Annotated in this window: 21 protein-coding genes and 1 riboswitch; of the genes, 10 read left to right on the forward strand and 11 right to left on the reverse strand. The window is 58.7% G+C overall.

The window, feature by feature from the left end:
- Positions 1-267: 267 nt before the first annotated feature.
- Entirely contained in the window at positions 268-3,222 is a 2,955-nt protein-coding gene (pruA, locus tag NW842_RS08480; RefSeq protein WP_414417847.1) for an L-glutamate gamma-semialdehyde dehydrogenase, read from the forward strand.
- Between the two features lie 19 nt (positions 3,223-3,241).
- Here the strand turns inward: pruA and NW842_RS08485 are convergent, their stop codons facing one another.
- Complete coding sequence (locus tag NW842_RS08485) at positions 3,242-4,294, reverse strand: CsgG/HfaB family protein (protein ID WP_414357880.1); 1,053 nt, start codon at positions 4,292-4,294, stop codon at positions 3,242-3,244.
- A 360-nt stretch (positions 4,295-4,654) separates the two neighbouring features.
- On the opposite strand from NW842_RS08485, the gene NW842_RS08490 reads away from it, so the two are divergent.
- From NW842_RS08490 to gloB, 4 genes are all read left to right on the forward strand, one after another.
- A complete protein-coding gene (locus NW842_RS08490) occupies positions 4,655-4,834 on the forward strand; it encodes a 50S ribosomal protein L32 (RefSeq protein ID WP_414374494.1) in 180 nt (59 codons plus the stop codon).
- Between the two features lie 121 nt (positions 4,835-4,955).
- Complete coding sequence (locus NW842_RS08495; protein ID WP_414357882.1) at positions 4,956-5,372, forward strand: J domain-containing protein; 417 nt, start codon at positions 4,956-4,958, stop codon at positions 5,370-5,372.
- A gap of 139 nt (positions 5,373-5,511) precedes the next feature.
- Positions 5,512-5,775: a DUF3143 domain-containing protein gene (locus NW842_RS08500; protein ID WP_414351177.1), complete on the forward strand. Its 264-nt coding sequence runs from the start codon at positions 5,512-5,514 to the stop codon at positions 5,773-5,775.
- A 7-nt stretch (positions 5,776-5,782) separates the two neighbouring features.
- A complete protein-coding gene (gene gloB, locus NW842_RS08505) occupies positions 5,783-6,541 on the forward strand; it encodes a hydroxyacylglutathione hydrolase (RefSeq protein ID WP_414357883.1) in 759 nt (252 codons plus the stop codon).
- 122 nt (positions 6,542-6,663) lie between these two features.
- On the opposite strand, the gene NW842_RS08510 is transcribed toward gloB, so the two are convergent.
- On the reverse strand, positions 6,664-7,851 hold the full coding sequence (locus tag NW842_RS08510) for an MFS transporter (RefSeq protein ID WP_414357885.1): 1,188 nt from the start codon (positions 7,849-7,851) through the stop codon (positions 6,664-6,666).
- Positions 7,852-8,080: 229 nt separating this feature from the next.
- Between NW842_RS08510 and NW842_RS08515 the strand changes: the two genes are divergently transcribed.
- A complete protein-coding gene (locus NW842_RS08515) occupies positions 8,081-8,617 on the forward strand; it encodes a hypothetical protein (RefSeq protein ID WP_414357887.1) in 537 nt (178 codons plus the stop codon).
- Between the two features lie 3 nt (positions 8,618-8,620).
- On the opposite strand, the gene NW842_RS08520 is transcribed toward NW842_RS08515, so the two are convergent.
- The 7 genes from NW842_RS08520 to NW842_RS08550 form a co-directional block, all read right to left on the reverse strand.
- Positions 8,621-10,261 (reverse strand): cation:proton antiporter, encoded by a 1,641-nt coding sequence (locus NW842_RS08520; RefSeq protein WP_414417848.1) that lies wholly within the window; start codon positions 10,259-10,261, stop codon positions 8,621-8,623.
- 145 nt (positions 10,262-10,406) lie between these two features.
- A riboswitch (Fluoride riboswitch) is annotated at positions 10,407-10,528 on the reverse strand.
- Between the two features lie 46 nt (positions 10,529-10,574).
- On the reverse strand, positions 10,575-11,249 hold the full coding sequence (locus tag NW842_RS08525) for a DUF1997 domain-containing protein (RefSeq protein ID WP_414417849.1): 675 nt from the start codon (positions 11,247-11,249) through the stop codon (positions 10,575-10,577).
- Positions 11,209-11,904 (reverse strand): bifunctional phosphoribosyl-AMP cyclohydrolase/phosphoribosyl-ATP diphosphatase HisIE, encoded by a 696-nt coding sequence (gene hisIE, locus NW842_RS08530; protein WP_414358320.1) that lies wholly within the window; start codon positions 11,902-11,904, stop codon positions 11,209-11,211. The genes NW842_RS08525 and hisIE overlap by 41 nt, the downstream gene beginning before the upstream one ends.
- A 74-nt stretch (positions 11,905-11,978) precedes the next feature.
- Positions 11,979-12,119 (reverse strand): hypothetical protein, encoded by a 141-nt coding sequence (locus tag NW842_RS08535; protein ID WP_414358323.1) that lies wholly within the window; start codon positions 12,117-12,119, stop codon positions 11,979-11,981.
- Between the two features lie 261 nt (positions 12,120-12,380).
- A complete protein-coding gene (locus NW842_RS08540; RefSeq protein ID WP_414374502.1) occupies positions 12,381-14,600 on the reverse strand; it encodes a polysaccharide deacetylase family protein in 2,220 nt (739 codons plus the stop codon).
- 481 nt (positions 14,601-15,081) lie between these two features.
- Complete coding sequence (locus tag NW842_RS08545) at positions 15,082-15,573, reverse strand: phycobilisome linker polypeptide (protein ID WP_414356682.1); 492 nt, start codon at positions 15,571-15,573, stop codon at positions 15,082-15,084.
- Between the two features lie 118 nt (positions 15,574-15,691).
- Entirely contained in the window at positions 15,692-17,419 is a 1,728-nt protein-coding gene (locus tag NW842_RS08550; protein WP_414374491.1) for a Ppx/GppA phosphatase family protein, read from the reverse strand.
- A 188-nt stretch (positions 17,420-17,607) separates the two neighbouring features.
- Here NW842_RS08550 and thrS point away from each other — a divergent pair, with 188 nt between their 5' ends.
- The 4 genes from thrS (at position 17,608) to NW842_RS08570 (ending at position 23,245) form a co-directional block, all read left to right on the forward strand.
- Entirely contained in the window at positions 17,608-19,419 is a 1,812-nt protein-coding gene (gene thrS, locus NW842_RS08555) for a threonine--tRNA ligase (protein ID WP_414374490.1), read from the forward strand.
- A gap of 442 nt (positions 19,420-19,861) precedes the next feature.
- The gene (gene fmdA / locus NW842_RS08560; protein WP_414356687.1) at positions 19,862-21,067 is read left to right on the forward strand and encodes a formamidase; all 1,206 of its coding nucleotides are present in this window, start codon (positions 19,862-19,864) and stop codon (positions 21,065-21,067) included.
- A 40-nt stretch (positions 21,068-21,107) separates the two neighbouring features.
- On the forward strand, positions 21,108-21,383 hold the full coding sequence (locus tag NW842_RS08565) for an FmdB family zinc ribbon protein (RefSeq protein WP_041438561.1): 276 nt from the start codon (positions 21,108-21,110) through the stop codon (positions 21,381-21,383).
- Positions 21,384-21,697: 314 nt separating this feature from the next.
- Positions 21,698-23,245 (forward strand): ABC transporter ATP-binding protein, encoded by a 1,548-nt coding sequence (locus NW842_RS08570; RefSeq protein ID WP_414356688.1) that lies wholly within the window; start codon positions 21,698-21,700, stop codon positions 23,243-23,245.
- On the opposite strand, the gene malQ is transcribed toward NW842_RS08570, so the two are convergent.
- Positions 23,242-24,843 (reverse strand): 4-alpha-glucanotransferase, encoded by a 1,602-nt coding sequence (gene malQ, locus NW842_RS08575; RefSeq protein WP_414417850.1) that lies wholly within the window; start codon positions 24,841-24,843, stop codon positions 23,242-23,244. The genes NW842_RS08570 and malQ overlap by 4 nt on opposite strands.
- A gap of 155 nt (positions 24,844-24,998) precedes the next feature.
- Complete coding sequence (locus NW842_RS08580) at positions 24,999-25,871, reverse strand: polysaccharide deacetylase family protein (protein WP_414417851.1); 873 nt, start codon at positions 25,869-25,871, stop codon at positions 24,999-25,001.
- Between the last annotated feature and the right edge of the window lie 32 nt (positions 25,872-25,903).

Here is a 25,903-nt window from a genome sequence, read left to right on the forward strand (position 1 = left end):
TTGGCTACCATGTTGGCAGACTCGAAAGTAAACAGAAAGATCAACTGGTAGTAATCCGTACTGAACATATTATACATCATTTTCAGTATAGTTGAGCTTATTATTGACTAGAGTCATGCTCCTGCAAAGCTGCCTATACCCGGCGTAGCTGTTCGAGGATTTGCGGTGGCCCCATCAACCATTATTTTCCCAAAATCGGCCTCAGGTTCCATCCTTTCCATGACAGGATGGTAGGGATCCTGCGCCCCAGTTCACCCAGTTCATCAGATGGTTGCCCAAGCTGCTCCTACTGCCTACGAGGCCCAAACCCAAGCTCTTGCCCAATCTCTGTTGGCTTCTCTTTCGGGAGAGAAGAGATCCCTGCTGGCCCAGTGGCGGGATCAACTGCGCTGGGAGGACAAGCTGCTGGCCTGGGCGATGGAGAACCCCCACCTGCGCACCCAGTTGTTCCGCTTGATCGATGTCTTGCCCAGCTTGAAAAGTAAGGCTGAGGTGGCCCGCCATTTGCAGGAGTATCTTTCAGATCCGGCGGTGGAATTGCCGGGAATGCTGAAAAGCCTGCTCAACTTTGCAGACCCCGACTCCCTGCCAGGGCAGTTGGCTGCCACCACCCTAACCGCTGCCGTGGAAGCCTTGGCCCGTCGATACATTGCCGGAGAAACCCTGCAACAAGTCAGCAAAACTCTGGAAGCTTTGCACCGGCAGGGTATGGCTTTCACGCTGGATTTGCTGGGGGAAGCCGTCATCACCGAAGTGGAAGCCCAATCCTATCTGGATCGCTATCTGCAGGTGATGGAGCATTTGGCAAAGATGGTCAAAACCTGGCCACAACCGCAGCCGGTGCCGCAAGTGTCGGTAAAGCTGACAGCCTTCTATTCCCAGTTCGATCCCATCGATCCCCTGGGGGCCAAAGCCAAAGTGGGGGAACGGATTCGCGTCCTGTTGCGCCGGGCAGAAGCTCTGGGAGTCGGGATCCATTTCGACATGGAGCAGTACTGCTACAAATCCCTCACCCTGGCCATTTTGCAGGAGCTGCTGCTGGAGCCGGAGTTCCGAGGCCGCACCGACGTTGGCCTGACGCTGCAGGCCTACCTGCGGGATAGCTACACCGATCTGCAAAACCTGATCGCCTGGGCCAAAGAGCGGGGATCCCCGGTGACGGTGCGCTTGGTCAAGGGGGCCTACTGGGATCAAGAGACCATCCTGGCGGCGCAAAAGCACTGGCCACAGCCGGTTTACAACAGCAAGTCTGCTACCGACGCCAACTTCGAGCGCATGACCCAGCTTTTGTTGGAGCACCACACCCATCTCCACGCCGCCATCGCCAGCCACAATGTGCGCTCTCAGGCCAAAGCCATCGCCATTGCCCAAGCCCTGGAGGTGCCCCAGTCTGCTTTTGAACTGCAGGTGCTCTATGGCATGGCCGATCCCCTGGCCAAGGCCTTGGTGCAGAAGGGACAGCGGGTGCGGGTGTACTGCCCCTACGGGGAGCTGCTGCCGGGTATGGCCTACCTGATCCGGCGTTTGCTGGAAAACACCGCCAACACCTCTTTCCTGCGGCAAAGCGTTCAGGGCTACAACCCCGAGCAGCTGTTGGCCCCGCCGGTCTTAGACGAGGGATCCGTTTTCCAGGCTCCTTCTCTCTCGTTTGCCGCCGCTCCCGATACGGATTTCAGCCAGCCCCAGCAGCGGGATCCCTTTTTTCAGGCATTGGACGAGATCCGGCCTCAACTGGGTCAGAGGGTTCAGCCCTGGATTGCCGGAGAATATCGCCCCACTCGACAAGCGATGCTCTCCCTCAACCCTGCGGATCCTGAACAGGTGGTGGCGGAAATTGGGTTGACCGAGCTGGAACAGGTGGAGCAAGCCTTGGCAGCGGCCCAAGCCAGCTTCCCCATCTGGAGGCGCACCCCCGTTGCCGTGAGGGCGGGGATCCTGCGGCGGGTGGCGGAGCAAATCGAAGCCCAGCGGGCGGAGCTGGCTGCCTGGATGGTGCTGGAGGTGGGCAAGCCCATTGCCCAGGCCGATGGGGAAGTTTCCGAGGCCATCGATTTTTGCCGCTACTACGCCCAACAGATGGAGGCTCTGGAGCGGGGACGGGAGTGCAACCTGCCCGGCGAAACCAACCATTACCACTACCAGCCCCGCGGTGTGGCGGTGGTGATCGCCCCCTGGAACTTCCCCCTCTCCATCCCCTGTGGCATGACAGCGGCGGCTTTGGTGGCCGGAAACTGCGTGCTCCTCAAACCGGCGGAGCAATCTTCGCTGATCGCCGCCAAACTGGCGGAGTTTATCCTCAAGGCCCTTGCCGAAGCTGGGATCCCGGAGGGTGTCTTTCAATTCCTGCCGGGGGTGGGCGAAGCCATTGGCCCCCTGTTGGTTCAAGACTGGCGGGTGCACCTGATTGCCTTCACCGGATCCCAGGCGGTGGGTTGCCAGATCCTCGCCCAAGCCGCGCAACTGCAGCCGGGCCAGCACCACATCAAACGGGTCATTGCCGAGATGGGGGGCAAAAACGCCATCCTCATCGACGAAAGCGCCGACCTGGATCAGGCGGTCAAAGGAGTGGTCAACTCCGCCTTTGGCTACAGCGGCCAGAAATGCTCCGCCTGCTCGCGGGCGATCGTTTTGCAGTCCATTCACGACCTGTTCTTGGGGCGGCTCATCGAGGCGGTGCGCTCTTTAAATGTGGGGGATCCAGCCCACCCCAGCACCCAAGTTGGCCCGGTCATCGATGCAGAGGCCCAAGCTCGCCTGCAACAGGCCATTCAATCGGCTAAGGCTGATGCCCGCCTCGACCTCAGCCTGCCCGTGCCGGAAAAAGGCTACTTCGTCGGCCCCACTGTGTTCAGCCAGGTGGATCCCCAGTCAGAGCTGGCGCAGCGGGAGCTGTTTGGCCCGGTTTTGGCGGTGATCTCAGCGCCGGACTTTTCTTCTGCTCTGCAGATGGCCAATGCCACCCCCTACGCCCTCACCGGCGGTCTCTACAGCCGCACCCCTTCCCACATTCAACAGGCTCGCCAGGACTTTGCCGTCGGCAACCTCTACATCAACCGCGAGATCACCGGGGCGCTGGTGGAGCGGCAGCCCTTCGGCGGCTTCAAGCTCTCCGGCGTGGGATCCAAAGCCGGCGGCCCCGACTACCTGCTGCAATTTTTAGAGCCGCGCACCGTAACCGAAAACACGCAACGGCAGGGCTTTGCTCCCATCGAGGGATCCTGAGGATAGGGCTTGGGAAAGCTCATTGGACAGGCTTGGCTACATCCCCAACCTTGAAGCCTGCCCCGCTGAGAATGCGTCCCACACTGGAGCTGTCATCCACCTCCGTCAGTTGGACCTGTCCGGCTGGCTCAGTCAATTTGCGCAAGACTGTCCCCGTGGCCGGATCCTTCACCTCGCGGACGACGCGCTCCACAGAAAGAATCAATCCCACCCGATAGCCATCGCGGCTGCCCTTGTTCAGGATCACCTGGTTGCCGTAGACATCCGCCACCAAGGCGTCAACCGTTGGCAGAGAGCGAGGCTGAGCTGCCAAGCGCCCGGCAAAACCGGCCAACTGCTGGGCAATTTGCTCCACCGCTTGTTGGCTTGCCAATACCAACAGCTTCTCTTCGTTGCTGGTGGCGGATCCCCCGCCAAAGCCGGCAACCGTGACCGTGCTATCCGACTGGCTGGCGTTGCCTTTGCCCTCGACCACGGCCAAGATCTCGGCAGTACTGGTGCTCACCAAGCGGGCATTCAGCTGCACGTTGGCATCGGCATCCACTGACTCAGCGCCCACCGCCAGCGGGAAGCTGCCGAAGGGAGTTAAGACCGGTGCCCCACCCCCAGAACGGCGCACAGACACATCAAACTGGGTCACACTGCCGAGGATCACCGCATCGACCCCTAGGATCCGGCCTACCTGAGCAGCGGTGTTGGCATCCAGTCGACCGGATAGACCCAGGTTCTGCTCGGCCAAGATCGCGTCCAGCCGCGAGCGCTCGATGACGGAAAAGGTGCCATCTCTCACCAGCCGATCCACCAACAGGTCGCTCACCCCCCGCGAAGCCTCGCGGATGCTGTAGGGATTGCTGAGGCTGCTGAAATCAAAGTCCAAGACCGCAATCCGAGGACGGGATGTGGGTTGCGGCGCTTGTCCCACCTGTCTGGGGGCAGAGAGGGTGCAGCGAATGTCTTGGGGAAATTGCTGGCAGAGGGCTGGATTGGCGGATTGGGCCACCACCGGGATCCCCGTCCAACTGAGGCTCACCAGAGGGATCCCGAACAGCAAGATGGAAGAGAGGTTGCGCATGGTTGAGCGATCTCCTAAATCTGAGGGGGGCCACATTTCACTCACAGCCTGCATCCAAAAGAGCTTCAGGGCGGTGACCGATATCACCTGGCGGCTAAGGGTTAAGGATCCCGGCATCGCCTGTTCCCAGCAGATGTCCCATACTCTAGCGGCTACAGGGCTGTTGGGAAAATGGATTGAGAAGATTTGCACAGAAGAGTTGACAGATCTCAACTCTGTTGAGCCGAGATGCTCGCCCTCTTTCAGTCAAGCGCTGATAGGCCACTTGCCTGGATAAAGCTGGGATCGGCGGTGCAAGCTAGGACTCCGCCGCTGACGCGATCAGTGCTAGCCTAGTAAGGCTGTATTCTTGTACAAGCTATGCCTGTTCCCAAGAAGAAAACCTCTAAAGCCCGCAGTCGCAGGCGCTACGCCGTCTGGCTGGGCAAAGCTAAGCTCCAGGCCCAGCGAGCCATGACCATTGGGCGCGCCATTCTCAGCGGTCGCAACACCGGCTTCTACTACCCCAAAGCCAAGTCCGAAGAAGAGGAAGAAGAATAAAGCTCTATTGAGGCTTGCTGCGGGGATCCCGGCGGCTGCACGAGTAATACACTGGATTAAGGTCTAGCTCCCTGGAGAAGCGCTCTGCTGACCCTACCGTCTCGCTTATCCATTAGCCTGCATGCGCTCGTTGACCTCCCTCACCTACTACCAACGGTTGGGCCTGTCTCCAGGGGCGTCTCCTGAGGCCATCCGGCGGGCTTATCGGCAGTTGAGCAAACGCTACCATCCCGATACTTCTCCCCTGGCCCCGGAAGTGGCCATTCGCTGCTTTCAAGAGTTGCAGGAGGCCTACCTTGTCCTCAGCAACCCGACGAAACGGGCCATCTACGATGCCAGCTTACGGGCGGTGACTGCCAACACGGGATCTCTGAGCATGACGGGATCCCTAGACGCTGACTCTCTGGAGCTGCGCATGGAAACCCGCCCACTTTCACCTGGTGAGCTTTGTGCCCTGTTGCTGATGGGATCCACCCTGGTTGTGTGTTTGGTGTTGGCAGGTGTCCTCGCTTGGCTGCGAGAGAGTGGGGCAAGCTGATTCTGTGGGCACTCCCCACCGTCTTGGTACGGCATTGGGACGGAGTTCTCGGATTCTGTATCAGGAGTGCTTGAATGAACATAGGCCGTTGACTCTGTGTTGGACTGCTTTTCTCAAATCTCGCCTCTCAAATCTCGCCATGCCTTTGCCCCCCGCAACTACGCCCCTGTATAATCACCCCCTCCACATCATCGAACGCTGGCTAGAGGATCAGGGCTGCACCCGCGACCCGCAAGATGTGGAGCAATGGTTTTGCGAGCGGCCTGGCTGGAAAGCCATTTTGCGTCTGGAAGAAACCAGCATTTGGGTGCGATACACCTACCCAGACGGCAACACGAAAACTTTATCTTTTCCCTATTCCCTCAGCCGGCAGGATGTAGAGCAGGCCATTTTTGAAAGTTAGCCGAGCCATGCGCGTTCTTCAGTTGCCCGCCCTGCGCGATAACTATATCTATCTGCTCTACGATTCCGACACCGCGACAGCAGCCGTGGTGGATCCGGCAGTGGCCGAGCCTGTGCTGGAAAAGCTGACCGAGCTGGGGGCGGAGCTGGTGGCCATTTTCAACACGCACCACCATCACGACCATGTGGGGGGAAATCGGCAGCTTTTGGCCCGCTATCCTCAGGCTGCCGTCTATGCCGGCGAGGCGGATCGGGGGCGGATCCCCGGCCAGACGGTGGAGCTGCGGGCGGGAGCAACAGTGGAATTCGCGGGCCGGCAAGCAACGGTGCTGTTTGTGCCCGGCCATACCCGGGGTCACATTGCCTATTACTTTCCCGAGAGCGGGGATCTCTTCTGTGGGGACACCCTGTTTGCCGGGGGATGCGGGCGGCTGTTTGAAGGCACCCCGGAACAAATGCTGGGATCCCTGGATCAACTGCGCCAGTTGCCTGAACCGACGCGGGTGTGGTGTGCCCACGAATACACCCTCAACAACCTCAGGTTTGCCCTGACGGTGGATGGGGGAAATCCCGACCTGCAGGCCCGTTACCAAAAGGTGGCCGCCCTGCGCCAATCGGGATCCCCAACAGTACCCAGCACTATGGGCGAGGAGCGACGCACCAACCCCTTCTTGCGCTGGGATCAGCCGGCTCTGCAAGCTGCCACCGGGCTCCAGGATCCGGTGCGGGTCTTCGCTCGCCTGCGCGGTATGAAGGATCAGTTCTGAAAATCGGGTTCTGACAAAAGCTCCTGGAGGTGGCCCAAAACCTGAGGGGATGGTGCTCCTCACCACTAGCACAAACGAAACCCCCGAAGAGCTGCACCGTAATCTGGTGCAGGGGCTTTTCATCAGCCCACCTCGGCCTGCCTCCTGGACACTAGAGCCAGCAGGATAGCCGCCCCCAGCCCTTGAGTGACTACCGAAAAGAGCACTAAGCCAGTCAGGGAGAAATCGTAAAGCACCCCCATCAGGGCGCTGCCCACAAACCAAGCCAATCCATAGACACTGGTAAACAGGCCAAAGGCAAAGCCCCTCGTCTCGGGAGCTACCATACCGGCCACCGCCGCCTTCATGATGGATTCTTGGGCCCCCAAACCAATCCCCCAGAGCACCATGCCCAGCACCGTCAGAGCATAGGTACCGGAAAAGGCCAGCGGCGCAAATCCAGCCGATACCGCCACCGCTCCCAGCAAGCTCCACAGCCCCACGCGGTCGAACAGCCAGCCACATCCCAGGGCGGCCAGGGCATCCACCCCCATAGCCAGGGCATACAGCAAAGGGATCCCTGCTCCATCGCTTCCCGACTGTCGTTGCAGATGGAAAGCAATGAGGGGAAAATCGGCAAACCCCATGGCCACACAGGCTGCCGCCAGCAGATACAGCCAGAAAACTCTGGGCAAGCCTTTTGCCGAGGTCATCTCCGGCTCCGGCTCGAAGTCTCGTGGGCTGGGATAGAGCCATTGCGCCAGCCCCAAAACCCCCAGTCCTATTGCCGCCGGGATCCCCAAGGCCAAAAACCCACCCCGGAAGCCATAGCCGACTTTCAGAACTGCCGCCACCAACAGCGGCCCCCCCACCGCCCCAATCTGATCTAGGGTCTCGTGCAGGCCAAACCCCAAGCCCCGACCCACCTGCAGGGCTGCATGAGAAAGCAACACGTCCCGCGGCGGGGTGCGGATCCCTTTGCCGGTCCGCTCGGCCAAGAGCAGCACGGCGGCCCAAGGCCAACTGCCCACCCAGGCCAAAGCCGGGATCACCGCCGTGTTGATGACATAGCCCAAGGTGGTGAGCTGCCAGTGCCCCCGACTGCGGTGCAAGGGATCCCTGCCCAGCTGGTCGCTCCAATAGCCCACCCCCAACCGCAAGCCATAGGCCAATAGCTCCCCCCCGCCGGCCACCAGGCCCACCACCGTGCCGCTGGCCCCTAGGGATCCCAAAAAAGCTCCAGAAATGCTGCGGGCTCCTTCGTAGGTGGCATCGGCACACAAGCTGACGATCCCCAGAAGGAGGATAAAGCGCCAGGCAGAAGGGATCATGTCCGGCTCCATAGATTCAGTACAAGCATCAACAGCAGCAGCTCGTTACGTCCATGGCTAGAATCCATAGATAGAAGAGTAAGGGCAAAGAGAGCTTCAGAAGAGTCTTCATCTAGCCGGGAGCAACTGCCGGCCCAGGAGAACCTAGAGCTGAGCAGGTCTTGTTCTCCTTTGTTTGCCTCGAACAGAATCGAGCTTCCCCTGTCCTTCTGGTAAGAGGAGAGAAGCAATGGCCGCTAAAAGAGTGCTTTTTAAGCTAGCCTGTTTTCTCTTGGGTATCTGTCCGATTTCAATAGCTATTGCTCAGCAGGCATTCTTAAACGCTGAGTATCTCATATTTGCTTTACCCGAAAATATTGAGCGAGTTCGTTTTCAAAATGGCCAGTATCAGAGAGGCTCTAGCCCTCTCGAAGAAGGGTTCCTAAGAGTAAGCCTCGAAAAGCTAGCGCCTGCCGATCTTAACAACGATGGGCTTCAGGATGTAGTGGCGATTGCATTAAGTAATACAGGAGGGAATGCTTTCTGGACAACCTTATCTGGGCTGTTGGGCGGCAGCAAAAAACCTACGCCCCTGGAGCCTGTGTACCTCGGCGATGGGGTTTTAGTTAACAATGTTTCAGTTGCCCGTGACTCTGGAGGAAAGGCTGAGGTCTGCTTAGATATGCTTGCCCATGGCCCCGAGGATCCCAGTTGTTGCCCTACCAAGAAAGAAAAAAGGTGCTTCACCCTGGCCGAAAACCGGTGGATACCTCGGAGAGCTAAATAACCTCTACTTTGGTCGGCTAATGACCTGCCCAGGACTTCCTTGAGGAGATTCGACCAGAATTACAGGAATAGAGCTGGTCTCCAGAACGGCTTGGGAGGTGGATCCCACTAGCACTTGTTCCCAGCCGCGGTGCCCCCGCTTGCCCATGACTATGTCGGTAACCTGCCGCTCCTGGGCTATGTTTACAATGGTCTCCGCCAAGGGCCCGGAAGCCAGGCAGAACTGGTGGCGAATATCCGCCAAAAGGCGCTGGGCAAGCTGGCGCAACTGTTCCACCCCTTTCCCCTGCAGCTCATCGGTAACATGCAGCACAATCACTTCCCCATCCACCCGCCGCGCCAAATCGGCTGCCTTGCGCAACACCGCCTCGGCTAGGGGAGAGGTATCCACCGCTGCCAAAAAGCTCACCTTGCCCTGGCTGCCCACCTTGGTGGGATCCACCTCTCCTTTTTCCAAAAGCCGGGGGGCGCAAACCTGGGTCAGCCAAGCGCCCAGGGGAGCGGTAACCAGAATTGACAAAGCCGCCAAAGCCAAAATGATCTCCCCACCGGGGATCCCTTGGGCCAAGGGGATCCCACCAATGGCCGCCTGTACCGTCGCCTTAGCCATGTTGCCCGGCAGCAAAAACAGCCGCTCCCGCCAGGTCCAGTTGCTCCCCAGGGTGGAAAGCCACCAACCTAAGCCCCGCCCCAGCAGCAGGCTCAGGGTTAAGAGCAGCAAGCCCGGCCAGAACACGGATCCCAGCACCCCCAGATCCAGCGACGCTCCCAGTAGCACAAACAACACGATCTCCGCCACCGTCCAGAGGGCATCGAACCCACCTCGCAGCCGCCGCGCCAAGGGGGCATCCAGCTCAATTAGAAAGAACCCCAGGGCCATCACCGCCAAATAGCCGGAAAAATAGGGCCACACCTGCGGTGCCAGCACCAAGCCCAAGGCCATGCAGGCAGCCAGCAGCGCTTCCTGGACGCTGTTGCGGGTCCAGTTTTGTTGGGTTAGCAGCGACACCAGAACCCGCGCCCCCAGGTAGCCTACAGCCACGCCCAGCAGGATCTCCATCACCACCTGGAACGGCAGCCACTGCAGCGGCGACAGCTCCAGGCTTCCCAAGCGAACGCTCGCGGCGGATCCTTGGCCCAAAAAGCTGAGCAGCAGGCTAAACCCCAACAACAGCAGTACGTCGGAAAGGGCGCTGCCGGTCAAAATGGCATCCGGGATCCCTTTGGTTACTCCCCAGCCCAAACTCTTGAGGCGCAACATCCCCGGCACGATCACAGCCGGCGACTCTGCCCCGATCACACAGCCCAGCAGCAAACCGGTAGGCCAGTCCAACCCCAGGATCCAGGTGCTCAACAGGGCCACCGCCACCGCCTCGCAGGCTGCCGGCAAAAACCCCAGCCGCAACGCCACGGATCCCTGCTGGGCCAGCTTCTCCCGATCCAGCCCCAGGCCCGCCTTCATCAAAATGATCATCACCGCCACCACCCGCAGATCCCCCGCCGCTGCCAGCACCTCCGGGGATAGGACATCTCCCAGCAAGATCCCCACGAGGATCATCCCCAGCAGGGGGGGCATCCCCAGCCGACCCACGATTTGGCCGACAAAAAAGCCCATCACCAAGATCCACAGCCAACTGCCCAGCATCACCAGATCCTCATCTCCTTGTCGTCAGGGTGTTGAAGGGCAGCCCAGGGAGAAAAAGCCATCCGCGTCAGGAGTGGGAGCACCATCGCGTCCGCAGGGTGGGGCCTCAAACAAAGCCAAAGACCCCTACCCCCTGGACTTGCCCAGAAGTGTAGGAGTCATCAGCCTCAGCTTTTGAGGTTAGAACCCTCTTCCTCTATAGAAAAATTCCAATATAGAAAAATTCCAAGTGAGGCGGTTGCGGCGAACTCCATCGCCGGTTGCCGGAGCACTACTCGAAAGCTGACCGGCAACTTACTTGGCACCTAAGATATCACGCTTTGTCTTCCACTGCAATTAAGCGATAGGGGTGATCGGGACACCCAATAGAGCGATAGAAATCGCTGCACACATTGTGGGTGAGGCGGTCACTCATACCCCGGGTTACCTGCTGCACCACTTGATGGGCCACCCGATAAACCAACTTGCGGGGCAGAACCTGCAAAAACCTGGGCAAAGCCAGCCAGATCTCCAGATGAAGAGCCCAGTGAACACGGGTGGTGGGCAGGTCTTTCAGGGATCCCTGTAGCTCCTCCAGCCGGAAATCGGCTTGGCAGTTAACCCGGTAAGGCATTCCCTCATCGCCGGGCAACTCAATCGAGGTCAGGCGAAACCGGTAATCTTCATCCGGCCAGATCCTCACCCCAAAACTGGGCTCCAGCTCAAACCCAAGGCCGCCCATGCGAAAAAACTGCAGCCGGTAGGTCTCGGCGGACAAAGCTTCCACCTGCAACGGCCTAAAGCACCGCTGGATCCACTGGGCGTGGCCTCTTAGGTAACGGGCCAAGGTCTCCCGATCCGTCTCCAGATCCACTTGTCCACACCGCGTGGCTCGCAAATCCAGGTGGGCTTTGTCCAGAGAGGGATCCAGAAGATCAGGGGCGCCGCCTTCGGAGGACACGGCCCTTTCACTTGGCGGAACGGCGGGCTTGGAGCTGGCGATAGACATCCTTAATATCCACCTGATAATGAGCAAGAGCCACGAGGCAGTGGTACCAGAGATCGGCCACCTCGCGGGCCAGGGCAGCGCGGTCTTGATCCTTGGCCGCCATCACCACCTCAGCCGTTTCCTCGCCGAGTTTCTTGAGAATGGCGTTCTCTCCCTTGGCCAGCAAGCTGCTGGTGTAGGAGTCGGGACGGGGATCTGCCTGGCGGGCCTTCACCACAGCAAACACCTGAGACAGAGTATCTGCTGCCGGGATGGGATCCCTTTGATCCCCTGGCAGTGGGCGGAAGAAGCAACTGCGCGCCCCCGTGTGGCAAGCCGCATCTCCCACCTGCTCCACCAAGATCACCAGCGCGTCGCCGTCGCAGTCGTAGCGGATTTGCTTGACCCACTGCACATGACCGGAAGTTTCCCCCTTAGGCCACAGGGCCTGGCGAGACCGGCTCCAGAACCAGGTGCGGCCCGTTTCCAAAGTTTTCTGCAGCGACTCCCGGTTCATCCAGGCCACCATCAGCACCGTCCCATCCAGGTAGTCCTGCACAATGGCCGGGATCAGGCCCTGTTCGTTGTAGCTGAGGCTGCCCAGCCAGGTGATCTCCTCGGGCAGAAGCGATCGAGGGGGATCCGAGGAAGGGTTGAAGGCCAGAGCAGCAACCATAGAGCAGCGACCTGAAAAACCGCATTGAGAGCAGGATAACAGAACCAGCCCTCGCCAAGATATCCTTGACAACCTCAGCCAAGGGGTACCAGTTCCCGTGCCGCCAGGGACAGGACCACCTCTTCTCCCTCACCGGCCAGAGTCACCAGCCAGCGGTCGCGGTTTTCACGGGTGAGGACGATCCCCAGCCTCCCCTTAACAGAAGGAGGATACAACAGCCGTACCCACATGCCCGGCTCGAGCTGGGCAGCCGACCGCAGGGGATCAGCCGGGTTGCCGAGACCGCTTCTCCATTACCCAGGTCGCCCCAGGGTTCTCGGCCCCCCCTTCAGCAGCAGATGTCATGACCTCCCTCAGCACACCTCTCCTAAGCACCACCGGCAGGGTAAACAGCAAACTTAGCCCCCAGGGCTAGAGGCAAGCCGGACTTCTTCGGCCAGGATAGACCCTCTGTTGCGGAATGGCTGTATCGCAGATTACCGACTTAACCCGGAGGTCGGGCTGGGAGCACCGGTGTGGGGTTGGACAGAAGCGCTGGGCAGCAGCTTACGCTCCGGCTTGCGCTCTAGGAGCAAGGCTGACCGTTCCAAGCGCGTATCCACCAGTACCGAGGGAGGAGTCCAGTGGACACGCTCCAGCAGGCGCTGCAGCAGTTGAGCATCGAGGATGTCCACGCTGTGGGGGGATGTCGCCGTTCCGGCCACCAGGGGGGTGGGGGTGGCTTGAGGAAGGGATCCCTCAGCAACAGGTTCTGACCCATCGCTGGGCTCTTTTAGCACCAATTCCGCCATTGCCTGGGCCACCTCTTGACCATACACCCCATCGGGGCCAGAGGGGAGCAGATCCAGCCGTCCCTGCTGAGCGGCCAAACGGCTCAACCCCAGTTGCACAGCTACCACCGCTGCCCCCCGATCCCCCCGCCTCAACGTGCGTTGGCCGGCCAGAATGCTCTTGAGTTGGGCTTTGGCCGCCTCTTGCTCGCTGCCGGGCAAAAGTTGCACCAGCCCCTCCAGCCGATCTCCCTCAGAGCCAGCCTTGGCCTCGGGAAGGGGATCCCTGGCCCAGAGGCGGTTCATGTCGTAGAGCAAAGTGGCATGGGGCACAGGACGGCTAGGCTGATGGGGAGCAGCATGGCCCGTGCCCAAGATCTGCCCCTGGTAGACCAGCGACGTGCTAAAGCCAGAATCCAGCAGCACGGCTTCCCGGATCCCGGTTTTGGGCAAAATACGGGCCAGGGTGGCGGCGTTGACATGGGTTTTGGTAACTCCGATCACCACCTGATCTTGGTCATCCACACCAAAGAAAGCCCTGGGGCGGAACTCGGCGGCGCTGGAAAGACGGAAAGAATCGATCTCCGTCTGAGAGAGGGCATGACCATCCTTGACCAGCCACAGACCGGCCACAAACAGATCTGTGACATCCGGCATCAACTGGCGAATGTTCTCCAAGCGGGTCATCGTATCGGGGTCGAAGGGCACAAAGCGGATGCGATCCCTGCCCAGCAGCACCAAGGGGCGACCGCGCACCACCTTGTCGTCTTCGGGGCGACCGGGGATGAAGGTCTTGTGGTTGGCAGCCATCACCGGCCCCACCATGACATTGCTGGCAGAGTTGATCCAAGGGATGGAGAAAAAGCTGCCATTGATGCCGGCATCGGCCTGGTAGCGCTGGGCCAGGGTGCTGACCTCGTAGCGCCGCTCCGCATGCACCGTAGCCGCCCGCCCGCCGCGAAGGGTGAGAACACGCACCTGGTCGATCACTTCGTCGGTCAAGGCCAACGGTTGGGTCACATCCAGCCGGTAGTCGGGGCTGCGGTTGAGGGTGAAGGTGCGGGCGCCAATGATGGCCTCGGTGATGCGAAACTGGTTAAAGCGTCGCACCTCCAGCAAGTTGGGCGATTGTCCTGTAAAACCGGGATCCATCGTAAAAGACATCCGGTAACCGGCATCGGCCAGGTATTGCTTCACCCGCTCGTCCCGGTTGCCTTCGGGATAGGCAAAGTAGTGGATGGGGTGGCCCAGCTCCTGCTCCAGCTTGGTCTTGCAGTCGAACACTTCCCGCCGCAGACGGGCATCGTCTAGCACCCGCAGGTCAGGGGGATGGGTGACGGTGTGGGCGGCAAAGTCGATCAGCCCGCTGGCATCCATCTCCCGCATTTGATCCCAGGTGAAGTGATCCTTGCTGGTGGGCACGCCGACAAACCCGGTTTGCACAAAATAGGCGGCGGGGTAGTTGTACTCCTTGAGAAGGGGGTAGGCGTTTTCGTACAGGCCCAGGTAAGCGTCGTCAAAAGTGAGCAAAATGGCTTTCTCCGGCAAGGGATCCCCGTCCCGCAGGTGTTTGTAGAGTTGGTCGATGTGGATGGGGGTAAGTCCTGCTTGTTTAATGGCCTCAAAATGTTGCCGCAGCTCCGCCACCGTAGTGTCGAACCAGACCTGTTTGCGTCCGGCCACCACATCGTGGTACATGATGGCGGGCACATAGGAAAGACTGGCCAAGGGATCCAAAGCAAAGGGATCCCGTTCCAGTTGCAGCTCTTGGGGAAGGGGCAAGCGCTGTTGAGCCGCTTTGGCATGGGCGCGGGGAGCGGGTATCTCGGCTACAGGCGGCGATAGCCCTGGCAAGCGGCTGACCCAATCGGGATGAGCAGTTGCCCAGGCTACCAGGGCTCCAGTCCCGAACCCCAGCAGGATCACCAGCAAGCTGAAAAAGTGGAACGACCTAAGGCGAGACTTTGCCGGCGAACGTCGAGGGGGATGGGGAAAGCTCTGTCGTGAAGTGGGTGAGGAGTATGGCTGGGATCCCTTTGTTGACCCAGAGCCTGAGTAGCCTTGGGGTATCGACCCTCCCAAGCGCGTTGGATGTCGTCGAGATGTCATGACCTCACTCCCCACTTTCAATCATGTCGATGGCGCTCAAGTAGTTCAGCCCTCACCGGAACGCCTTTTCTCAACAGAAAGCCACCCCCAGCACAGAGGGGAAAGGCAGCCTTCTGGACAACGGCAAAACCAATGACAGCCTACCACCCCATTCTTAAGTTAGGGGTATGGGAGCAGCCGCTGCCTACCCAAAAACTGCAGGGATCCCTTATGCTCTCCAAGCAAGAGAGTTTTGGTTGGGAGAGTTTGAATCGGCGGCTTTGGCAAAAGAACCCAGCGTCTCTCAGAAAGCCACCGGCTACTCAAGGTTGCTTAACAGATTGGATTCAGCAATGCCGATGATTTTGCCTCCCATTTGGGTAATCCGCTTCACTTCTTGGGAAAGGCGGCTGAAGGGCACTTTGTACTCGACAACGCTTCTGCGCACGCCTCCTCCCACAAGGCCGGATACCTTGATGGTGAAGATTTTATCGCTATTCGGCAGCCCTCCTTCTGAGCTGCTGGCCTGAGCGACCTCTGGTTCTGGGGCCGATGCCGCTTGAGGCGCGGTAGCAGCGCTCTCCCGCTCTAGGAGCAGCCTCCAACTGCGGGGATAGGCGGGGGCCAGACGATAGACCACTTTGTAGGACCCGGTCGCGTGGTCATCCTCGGACTCCACCTTCACCACAGTTCCAGCCGGAATATCCAGCTTGGCCCCCTTGGACATGACTTTAATTCCCGGCCAATTGGTGGGCGTATCCGTCAGTAGCTCGACCTCAAAGGCTTGATCCCCCAACAACAACTTGGCCATCTCAACAACTCCGTTTTGCTCAGCATTCAGTGGCGGGAGAGCCGCCCACAACCACAGCTTCATCGTCAAACATTCTACCGTTGCCAGGTGCCCACCAGAAACCTCCTGCGGGCAGGGGCTAAACTGCTGCCTCAAAAGGATTTGAGCTGCGCTCGATCTGAGTGGACAATTTGGGGATCACCTGCAGCTTGAACTGCTGTTCGAAGACTTTTTTCTTCTCGTTCAAGCTCCACAGCTCCAAGGCGCAGTCATCATTGGGATGCCTGGGATCCAAAATCAGCTCCATCTGCCGAGAGCCTTCTCCCAAGAGCTGAAAACGGCAGTGCAGCGCTTGGATGGCTTGCAGACGGCGGCGATCCAGGGCACAAGCCATGCGCAGCAAGGGGCTCAGTTCCAAGACGATTTGGCGATCCCGTTCGTCGGTGAGGCGCTGAAAGTTTTCGTGCTTCTTCTTGGGAGGCGATTTGCGGTGGTAGCGGGCCAAGTTGGCGATCACTTCCACCTCTTCTTCATTGAAGCCCAACAGTTCCCCATGGCGAATCAGGTAGTAGGAGTGTTTGTGGTGGGCGGCATGGCTGATAAAGTGGCCGCAGTTGTGCAGCATGGCCGCTGACCAGAGGAGGGCCCGCTCGCGGGATCCCCAACCATGCAACAGGCCGCGGGTCTGGTCGAAGAGGCTGAGGGCAAATTCGGCCACCCGTTCGGCATAGGGCAGCTCCACCTGATATTTTTCCGCCAGCTTGAGCACACTGCGCCGCCGCACCGAGCTGTGGTAGCGCAGCCGATCCTCAATCAAGCCTTGGCCGATCATCCAATCCACGATCAGCCCTTCCCGCAAAGCCCGTTCGCAAAATTGAACCCGCTCTACCCCCAGCAGGCTCATCACTTCCTCTAGGATCAGGGCGCCGGCCAGGATGATCTCCCCCCGTCTTTCCCCTAGGCCGGGAAGTTTTTGCCGTTCGGCCACCGTCAGGGATCGCAGCTCTTTGATGTAGCCGCGCAAGGCTTCCAAGCTGAACTCATACCCCTGCAGGCGACTGGGGGGAGCGCCCAAACGACGGCGGGCATCCCACTGGGCCAGGCTCTCGACGGTGCCAGAGGTGCCCACCAAAGGCAGGGATCCCTGTTGTTGTGAAGATGCGACGATCCGTTTCATCTGCTCAATGGGGGATTCCAGCATGCCGCGGATGTGCTGGCGCAGGGCTTGCAGTTCGCCAGAAGTGGGCGGATCGTGGTGCAAAAAAGCCTGGGTTAGACGCACAGCTCCCACCTTGATGCTGCGCAGAAACTCCGGCTCTTGGCCATTGCCCAAGATCAGCTCGGTGGAGCCACCGCCGATATCCACCACCGCGTGCATCCGGTTGTGGAACTCCATCGCCGAGAGCACTCCCAGATAAATGCGGCGGGCCTCTTCCTGCCCCGAGATCAACTCCACCCGCAGGCCCAGCTCCCGTTCAATCCGCTTCAAAAACTCCGGCCCATTGGGGGCCTCGCGCACAGCACTGGTGGCCACCGCAACAATGGAATGCACCTGAAAGCTCTCGGCAATGCGGCAAAATCGTTCCAGGGCCACTCGGGCCCGCTCCATGGCTGCAGGGGTCAGGGCACCCGTCTGGTTGCAGTATTCCCCCAGCCGCACGGTGGCTTTTTCGCGGGAGATGATGGTGAAGCTGGGGATACGGGGATTGATGCGCACCACCACCATGTGGAGAGAGTTGCTGCCTACATCGATGGCGGCCAGAACGGGGGCAGCCAAAGATTCAGGACGAGAAGCCGGGCCGGTTTCGGAAACTGGGGGAGCAGAGGCGACAGGGCATTCCGTGAAGTCGGTGCGCGAAGAGATCATGGCTCGGGTGTGGGGGTCAACCCCTTTAGGATACTGTGTACTTTCCCCCCTTGTTCCGGGCCCAGTTGTCAGGTTTGCGATTGACTCGGCAAACAAGGGAATGGACTCAGCTTGGGATCCCTGCCGCTCTCGCCCCAGCCTAAGATAGGGACACAGTATTTGATTTGTTTGTTTCAAAGTAGGTTCCGATGTCTCAGCCAGCCGAATCACCTCAGAAGGCCAACAGCACCCTCAAACTGCTGCGCACTCACGAGTCTCCCCAACTGGAGCGCATCCGCCACACCACTTCCCATGTCCTGGCTATGGCGGTGCAAAAGCTGTTTCCCAAGGCCCAGGTGACCATCGGCCCCACCACCGACTACGGCTTCTATTACGATTTTGACCATCCCGAACCCTTTACGCCTGAGGATCTCGACCGCATCAAAAAAGAGATGCAGGCGATCATCAAAAAAGGTTTGCCGGTGATCCGCGAGGAGGTGAGCCGGGAAGAAGCCAGGCGCAGAATCGAAGCCCTCGGCGAACCCTATAAGCTGGAGATCTTGGACAGCATTCCCGAAGGAGAGGTCATCAGCATTTATCACTTGGGGGATGAATGGTGGGATCTCTGTGCTGGCCCCCACGTGGAAAACACCCGAGATCTCAACCCCAGAGCCTTTGATTTGCTCAGTGTGGCCGGCGCTTATTGGCGGGGGGATGAAACCAAGCCGCAGCTCCAACGCATCTACGGCACCGCCTGGGAGACCCCAGAGGAGCTGAAAGAATACAAACGGCGGCTGGAAGAAGCCAAACGGCGGGATCACCGCAAGCTGGGCAAAGAACTGGGCCTATTTTTGTTTTCGGATGAGGTGGGGCCGGGGCTGCCTCTCTGGACACCCAAGGGCACCATTCTGCGCTCGGTGCTGGAGGATTTTCTCAAGCAGGAGCAGCTCAAGCGGGGCTACCTGCCGGTGGTTACCCCTCATATTGCCCGTGTGGACTTGTTCAAGATCTCCGGCCACTGGCAAAAGTATCGGGAAGATATGTTTCCCATGATGTCGGAGAATGAGCAGGCGCGTGCGGCTGAACAGGGCTTTGTCATGAAGCCGATGAATTGTCCTTTTCACATCCAAATCTACAAATCCGAGCTGAGATCCTACCGCGATTTGCCCCTACGATATGCCGAGTTCGGCACCGTTTATCGCTACGAGCAATCGGGGGAATTGGGAGGTCTGACGCGAGTGCGTGGCTTCACGGTGGACGATGCCCATTTGTTTGTTCGCCCCGATCAATTGGAGGAGGAGTTTCTCAAGGTTGTCGATCTCATTTTGGTGGTTTTCGATAAGCTCAAGCTCAAGGATTTTCGCGCCCGCCTCAGCTTCCGGGATCCCAAGTCGGACAAATATCTGGGATCCCCCGAAGATTGGGACAAAGCCGAAAATGCCATCCGTCGCGCTGTGGAGAAGTTGTCGATGCCCCACTTTGAAGGGATCGGAGAGGCAGCCTTCTATGGGCCGAAGCTGGATTTTATTTTCCGCGACGCGCTGGATCGGGAGTGGCAACTGGGCACGGTTCAGGTGGACTACCAAAACCCACAGCGCTTTGATCTGCAATACGTAGCTGAGGATGGATCCCGGCAGCGTCCGGTGATGATTCACCGTGCTCCCTTTGGCTCGCTGGAACGACTCATCGGCATTCTCATCGAAGAATACGCTGGGGATTTTCCCTTCTGGCTGGCCCCGGAACAGGTGCGCATTTTGCCCGTTTCCGATCAGTATTTGGGCTATGCCACCCAAGTGCGGGATCAACTGCGAGAACACGGGATCCGCGTCCACATCGATGCCGACAGCGATCGTTTGCCCAAAAAAATCCGCAATGCCGAGAAGGCCCGGATCCCTTTTATGTTGATCGTGGGGGAACAGGAACAAGCGGCAGGAACGGTGAGCGTGCGCCAGCGCCATCGGCAGGAGCTGGGATCCCTGACGGTGGCAGATTTCCTAGCCCAGCTACAGGCACTTGACTAGCTTGGGCATTCGGGATCCCTGGCTTGCGGCAACTGGGTTTTCAGAACTTGAGGATCCCAGGTTCTGAGGATCTCAAGAAAGAGCTTGAGTTTCCCTTTCTCAAGGGAAGCCAAGGGGGCTAATTGAAAAATCAGGATTTGGCCGACAACCCACCATGTTCTCTAGGGATTTTCTGGAGAGGATCCTGCAACGCTTTAGGAGCTGACGGCTAAATCGATCTGTCGCCGAATGGATTGGCCGTTACTTTGGTGAATTGATTGATAGTTACTTTGAATTGCAGTGAAATAGCCTGTCGATCTAAGCTCCTCATCTCCCGCTCTGCGATTGTAGATAACAGCACTATGAATTGTAGCTTTTACTACAGTATTAGCTTCTCTATTGGAGATAGGCTTTTGTGCATTCAAAGTCTGACCGCAGAGTGATGACTCAAGGATAGGATCCCATGCCCAAAACGCTGTTTAAAGTTGACCTGACTAAGCCAATGGATCAACAGGATCTACCGGGTCACAACCGCTGGCATCCTGATATTCCCGCTGTGGTTTCTGTAAACCCTGGCGAGGTATTCCGAATTGAGTGTAAAGACTGGACGGATGGGCAAATCAAAAACAACGATGATCCTTCCGACATTGAGCAGGTTGACCTAAGCGTTGTCCATGTTTTGAGTGGGCCTATTTGGGTTAACGGCGCCCAGCCTGGAGATATCCTGGTTGTCGATCTGTTAGACATTGGGCCACTGCCGGGAGACGAGTGGGGGTTTACAGGTATTTTTGCCAAAGAAAATGGAGGGGGATTCCTCACCGATCATTTTCCCAACGCGGCCAAAGCCATCTGGGATTTTCAAGGCATTTACACCACTTCCAGACACATTCCCCATGTGCGCTTTGCCGGCATCATTCACCCCGGCCTCATTGGCTGTGCCCCATCTCACGAGTTGCTGGCGGCTTGGAATAAGCGGGAAGCTGAGCTGGTCGCTTCGGCTCCCGATTTGCGCACTTACGGCGCGGGGCTATCCGGCAATCAGCCTGTGCTGGCCGCCTTGCCCAATCCCAAGAACGCAATTTTGGGAACTTTGCCCAAGTCAGAGTATGAGCGGGTTGCTGCTGAAGCGGCTCGGACGGTGCCCCCGCGAGAGCACGGCGGTAATTGCGATATTAAAAACCTGTCTAAAGGAACACGGATCTACTTCCCGGTTTACGTGGAGGGTGCCAAGCTGTCGATGGGAGATATTCACTTCTCGCAAGGGGATGGGGAGATCTCTTTTTGTGGCGCTATTGAGATGTCGGGCTACATCGATCTCCACGTCGATCTAATCAAGGGTGGTGTTGAGAAGTACAGATTGGTTAACCCCATTTTTAAGCCCGGCCCTGTTGAGCCACGTTACTCGGAATACCTTGTGTTTGAGGGCATTTCTGTGGACGAGCTTACAGGTAAGCAGCATTATATGGATGTTCACATTGCCTATCGACGCGCCTGCTTAAATGCCATCGAATATCTGAAAAAATTCGGCTTTACGGGAGAACAAGCTTATCTGCTGCTCAGTTCTGCACCGGTGGAGGGCAGAGTGAGTGGGATCGTCGATATTCCCAATGCTTGCTGTACGGTGGCTGTTCCTACGCAAATCTTCGACATAGATATTCTCCCTAGGTGAATGTTATCCGATGCCTCGTTCAAGGGGGTGGAATAGGAAGATGCCGCTGTATGAGTTTAAGTGTCAAACCTGTGGGGAGTTTGAGGTATGGCGGCCCTTATCTCAATATCGAGATCCGGCCTATTGTCCTTCTTGCAATCAGGAAGGGAAACGTCTCATTTCAGTTCCCATGGTTCAGCTTTCCAGCTCTTTGCCTATTTCAAAGGGGGGAAGAGAACCCAAACTGATCAAGCGTGAACAGCACTCAAATTCTGATCCAAACTCGCCAAAATATCGCTCCCAATCCTGTGGGCGACCTTGGATGTTGCACCATTAGTTATTAGACATAGTTGTTTCAGGCTAGGGTAAGACGCCTGGGCTATTGAAAAAAGCCTTCTGGCCCCGTGCATTATTGCTCCGCAGCGCTATTGCTATGCCTACGGCACCCTGACGGGAACCGCAACGCTGACGCGACGATGCGACGACGTAACGACGTGACCAACGTTTTAGGTGTGGGTGCAGTGTCCCAGTTTGAATCGAAATGACCATAGTGCTTAGAAAAAGAGAGACTCTCACAATACCCCCAGAAATGCTTTCCTCTGGCATGGCAGTTCACAACCTATGCTGGAAAAGGCGTTCAAGAAGCACCTCATGAGTGGGCCTGATCCTTCTTTGGCAGAGGGATCCCATCGCAGCGATATTGCCCTTCGCTTGCAGGGGATCACCAAGCGTTATCCTCTGGTGCTGGCCAACGACCACATCGATCTGGAGGTGCGTTGGGGAGAGATTCTGGCGCTGATGGGGGAGAACGGGGCGGGCAAGTCTACCCTGATGAAGATCGTCTATGGGTTGGTCAGCCCGGACGAGGGATCCATTCAAGTGGATGGGCAACCGGCCAAAATTCACAGTCCCGCCGATGCCATTCGGTTGGGAATTGGGATGGTGCATCAACACTTTATGTTGGTGGATCCCTTGACGGTTACGGAAAACGTGGTTCTTGGGGCCGAACCCGGCCATCTTTTTCAGGTCGATTTCCGTCGGGCCAGGGCTGAGGTGGCTCAGTTGATTGCCGAGATGGGCTTCCATCTGGATCCCGACGCCAGAGTGGAGGATCTGCCGGTAGGCCTACAGCAGCGGGTGGAGATCTTGAAAATGCTCTACCGCAAGGCCCGCATCTTGATTTTGGATGAGCCGACGGCAGTGTTGACTCCGCAGGAGGCAGGCGAGCTGTTTGCGTTTTTGCGCCGCTTTGCCCGGCGGGGGGGAGCTGTCATTTTCATCAGCCACAAGCTGAAGGAGGTAATGCAACTGGCCGACCGCGTCACCGTCATTCGGGATGGCAAGGTGGTGGCGACGTTGCCCACTGCCCAAACCGATGCCCAGGAACTGGCGCGGCTGATGGTGGGGCGGGAAGTCAGTCTGACCGTTGAAAAAAAGGCCGCTACCCCTGGGGAGGTGTTGCTGGATGTGCGAGATCTGTGGGTGGATATACCGGGGCGGAAGCCGGCGGTGGCGGGGGCGAGCTTCCAGGTACGTGCCGGCGAGATTGTGGGCCTTGCCGGTGTGGAGGGAAACGGCCAAACGGAATTGGTGGAGGCGATCACCGGCTTGAGAAGCTACCGCGGCCAAATTCGCTATGGAGCCGGATCCCTGTCTGCTTCGGCCCGACAGGTGCGTTGCTGGGGTCTGAGTCATATCCCCGAAGATCGCAATGTGAGAGGTTTGGTGCTGGATTTCCCCACCCGCGACAACCTGATCCTGGGGGATCACCATCAAAAGCCGTATACCGGCTGGTTGGGATTTTTTCGGGAAGAGGCCATTGACCAACATGCCCGCCAGGTGGTGGAGAGCTTCGACGTTCGCCCCCGCAGCATTTCCCTGACGGCCCGCCGCTATTCTGGGGGCAATGCCCAGAAGATCGTTGTGGGACGGGAGCTTTCCTGTGGATCCAAGGTGCTGGTGGCTGCCCAGCCGACGCGGGGGGTGGATGTGGGGGCCATCGAGGCCATTCATCGCCGCATCCTGCAGGCACGGGATCAGGGCATGGGGGTGCTGCTGGTATCGGCGGATTTGAATGAGGTGATCAGCTTGTCGGATCGCATTTTGGTGATCCATGAGGGCCGCCTGGTAGGAGAACTCAGGCCTGAAGAGGCCACCGAAGAGCGGATCGGGCTGCTGATGGGCGGGATCCAGCATTAGACGAGGCTGGGGGCAGCTTGAGAAGACCCTGCCGCCCGTTCTTGGGCTAGGGCTGCTCGCCGTTGCTCCAACTCTTGAGGAGAGATGCGCCCATAGGTCACGCTCATCTCGGCCAGGCGCTGGATCATGTCCTGCCGCAGCATGTCCTCGCGGTAGCGCCAGGCCCAGTTGTTCTCGGTGGTGCCGGGGAAGTTCATGCGCGCCTCTGCCCCCAAGCCCATCACATCTTGCAGGGGAATGATGGCCAGGTCGGCTACGGAAGAAAGGGCTAGGCGAATGAGATCCCAATGGATGCCCTCGGATCCCTGGCAGCCCAAATAGCGCAGCAGGTTTTGTTTTTCCCACTCCGAGCGATCCGGGTCATTAAACCAACCCACCACCGTGTTGTTGTCGTGGGTGCCGGTGTAAACGACAAAGTTGCGCTCATAGGCATGGGGCAAATAGGGGTTATCGGGCCCAGAGCCGAAGGCAAAGAGCAACACCTTCATGCCGGGCAAGCCAAATTGATCCCGCAGTTGCAACACCTCCGGCGTAATGTCTCCCAGATCTTCGGCAATCACCGGGATTTCCCCCAACTTGTCGGCCAGGGTCTGAAAGAAATCTGCCCCCGGCCCTTTTTGCCACTCCCCTTCCACAGCCGTTTCTGCATCGCCTGGAATGGCCCAGTAGCTCTCGAAGCCGCGAAAGTGGTCGATGCGCACACAGTCCACCTGCTTGAGGATGGCCTGGATGCGCCGGATCCACCAGTCGTAGCCGCGAGCCTTGAGCACTTCCCAGTTGTAGAGGGGGTTACCCCAGCGCTGCCCGGTGGGGCTGAAATAGTCCGGCGGCACACCGGCTACTTGTAAAGGCCGTCCCTGTTCATCCAGGTGAAACAGCTCCCGGTTGGCCCACACGTCGGCACTGTTGGGGGCAACGTAGATGGGCACATCCCCAATGAGCCGCACTTGATGCCGATGGGCATACTCCCTCAAGGATCCCCACTGCTGGGCGAACAGATACTGCCAAAACATCTGCTCGGTAATGGCATCGGCATAGCGGTCGCGAGCCTCTTGCAAAGCCGGCGGATCCCGTCGCACCAAGGCCGGATCCCATTGGTTCCACTCTTGCTCGCCGTACACATCCTTGAGGGCCATGAACAGGGCATAGTCCGGCAGCCAGTCGGCCTCGGCAGCGCAATAGGCTTGGAAAGCTTCCCAATCGGGGCCGGAAGCTTTTTCTTTGAAGGTAGCCCAGGCGCGGTGCAACAGGCCCAGCTTGAAGGGGATCACGGTTTCGTAGTCCACCCGGCCCCTATCTCCCGCCTGGATGGCCGGCCATTGGGGCAGATCCTGCCAACTGTCGGGCTCTAGCCAACCGGCCCCCACCAATAGCTCCGGGCTGATGAGAAGCGGGTTGCCGGCAATGGAGGAAAAGCTCATGTAGGGGGAGTTGCCCCAGCCGGTAGGTCCCAGAGGCAGCACCTGCCAGAGGCGCTGGCCGCTCTCCACCAGAAAATCCACAAACCGGTAAGCAGCCGGCCCCAGGTCGCCGATGCCAAATGGCCCCGGTAGCGAGGTGGGGTGCAAGAGGATCCCGCTGAGTCTGCCCATGCGCATGGCTAAGCCCTTTTGCCTTAGGTGGTTTCACCGCCTATGCTGTCACTTCCGAAGCCACGCTGGACAGCTCCGGACAAGACAAAGTCAAAACAAAGTTAAAAACTGAACAGGATCCAAGGCCAAGACGAGCCATCCTCTCCGGTCAGGGGATCCCGTCAGGCCACCTCGGGGGCAGGGCAGGCTTGGGCGTACCAGTTGTAGAGACCATCGCCGGTGGTGAGCCAAGTGTGAGGGCGAGATTGGATGTGCTGCAAGGCTTTTTTCAGGGATCCCATCCGCAGAGGCTGCCCGACAATGAAAGGATGTAGGCCGATGGCCATGACGCGGGGGGAGCGTTCCCCATCTTGCCACAGTTGATCAAACTGGTCGATGAGGGCTTGGGCAAAGGCTTCTGCCGGCAGGCGGGCGCTCAGACAAAGGCTGATGTCGTTGGCCTCTAGAGTGTAGGGGATCCCCAAGAGAGGGCCGGCGGCAGTCTGCAGCCAGTAGGGTTGGTCGTCGTTTACCCAGTCGGTGGTGTAGCGGATCCCGGCAGCCTTGAGCAGGTCAAAGGTGTTCTCGCTAACGGAAAACCCCGGCGTCAGCCAGCCCCAAGGGCGGGATCCCGACACCTTTTCCAAAAGGGACAAACTGCGCTCAATGAGCTCCTGTTCGACGTCACGGGCCAGGCCGCTGTGGCCGGTAGAGTTGTTCCAGCCGTGGGCCAACACCGACCAGCCGTATTGGCGGATCCCTTCAATGATGGGGGGGTAAAGCTCCACCATTTCCGCGTTCAGGGCGGCAGTTACCGGGATCCCCAGCTCGGCAAACAGCTCAAACAAGCGCCAAATGCCCACCCGATTGCCGTAGTCCCGCCAGCCATAGTTGGCGATCTCAGGGGAGCTGGTGAGATGGGGTTGAATGGCTGTGCCCAGCTTGCCAAAAGTGAAGTGCTCGATGTTCATCACCACGTACACAGCCACCCGCGCCCGATGCGGTAGGCTCGGCAGATTTCGGCTGGGCAGAGCTGAGTAGGCAGGGGGCAGCATGTCCGCTCTCCAAAGCTTTGATGCTCACCAAG

The organism is Synechococcus sp. R55.4 (assembly GCF_047461935.1).
Lineage (GTDB): Bacteria > Cyanobacteriota > Cyanobacteriia > Thermostichales > Thermostichaceae > Thermostichus.